The sequence below is a fragment of the Janthinobacterium sp. TND4EL3 genome (assembly GCF_900156175.1).
Taxonomy (GTDB): Bacteria; Pseudomonadota; Gammaproteobacteria; order Burkholderiales; family Burkholderiaceae_D; genus Janthinobacterium.
The window spans coordinates 1-1,261 of the sequence record NZ_FTMV01000068.1; the positions used below are offsets into that span (position 1 = coordinate 1).

A 1,261-nucleotide genomic window follows, 5' to 3' on the forward strand; every position below is an offset into this window, starting at 1 on the left:
ACGCCCGACGCCGAGTACCTGCAATGGCGCAGCACGCGGGTAGAGGAAATGATGGCCAGCCAGGCCGGCGCCTACGCCACCGACCATTCCACCATCCTGACCAACCCCATGCACGCAGAGCGTGCGCTTGCGTATGACGTGGCGGTGGGCGTGTGCCGCATCAAGCCGGACCAGTTGCGCAGGTTGAGGGTGGCGGCGGATTGGCGGTTGTTGAAGTGGTTGGGTGAAGCTGCTTCTGCAAAGATATTTGAACAGTATTTTACAAGTGCCACCATTGATGAATTGACGATAACCGATTGGGCAGGTGATAAAGACGGGCCAGCCAGTATGCCTAGTTTAATAGTCGACGAGCGTGAAAATCCTTCGAAGGATTCTAAGCCAACGTCTGGAGAGCGTGCTCATGGGTGACATTACAGTGGTTTTTTCAGTCATATCAGATGCTGCTATTTGAAATCTGTTTCAACAATGGAGAATTCAATATGACGAAATCCTTTTTTATTTATGCTTTGATGATTTTTCTGGCGTTGATTTTCCTGACAGCCTGTGCGGGTCTTCGTTCATCGCCTCCTATGTCGGAAAAGGCCGTTGCCGAATCACCTGACACAAAAAAAAGCCCATATATGGCGCAAGTTGTCGCTGTGCAATGGCTGAATCCCCTGCAGCGTCGGGATTATCCCACTCAATGGCAATTGCTGTGGACATTAGGACTGGTACGACCGAATCCCGACGATGATATGGTCAAGGAGAATCCAAAAAAGTACTCCAGTTTGCAGGCCGTGTCGCCTGTTGTCGCAGGCAATGAAGGTGAGGAAACATTTCGTGGCTATCATCGAAAATATATTCGCGAAATCATGAATCTATTCCACGATATTTACTATTCCGATCCCGAATATTTTTACAACGTTCATTCCGCCAAGAATCGTTCACGCTGGCGTGAGTTGGCTGGCATTCATATCGAATATGCCATTCCTGAAGGGAAACTCGATCCGGCGGATGCAGGAGCCTTCGTGCAGGACTACGTCCGACGCACCTTTACCATTGGTAACCCCAACTTTCCTACCCTTTGGACGCGTTCTACGCTCCCCGACGTCCGCATCACTATGGGCGGCCCCAACGCCGGTTTTACTTCGCTTTCCGCCGCGCTCGATTATCTGCAAACTCACCCGAAGGAAACCGTCTGGGCCATGAATTGGGATGCGCCCAGCCGTCCCCTGGACCGGCAGATCAACGAGAACCTGGTGCTGCTGGTGCTGGCCGGTCC

The 1,261-nt window shown here is 51.9% G+C and carries 1 protein-coding gene and 1 pseudogene; both read left to right on the plus strand.

Annotation, left to right across the window (positions count from 1 at the left end; translation table 11 throughout):
• Positions 1-408: effector protein Tle3 domain-containing protein (locus BXA07_RS29675; RefSeq protein WP_139335872.1), on the plus strand; the 408-nt coding region annotated here is incomplete at its 5' end.
• A gap of 71 nt (positions 409-479) precedes the next feature.
• A pseudogene (locus BXA07_RS30710) lies at positions 480-1,261 on the plus strand (virulence factor); the annotation flags it as partial.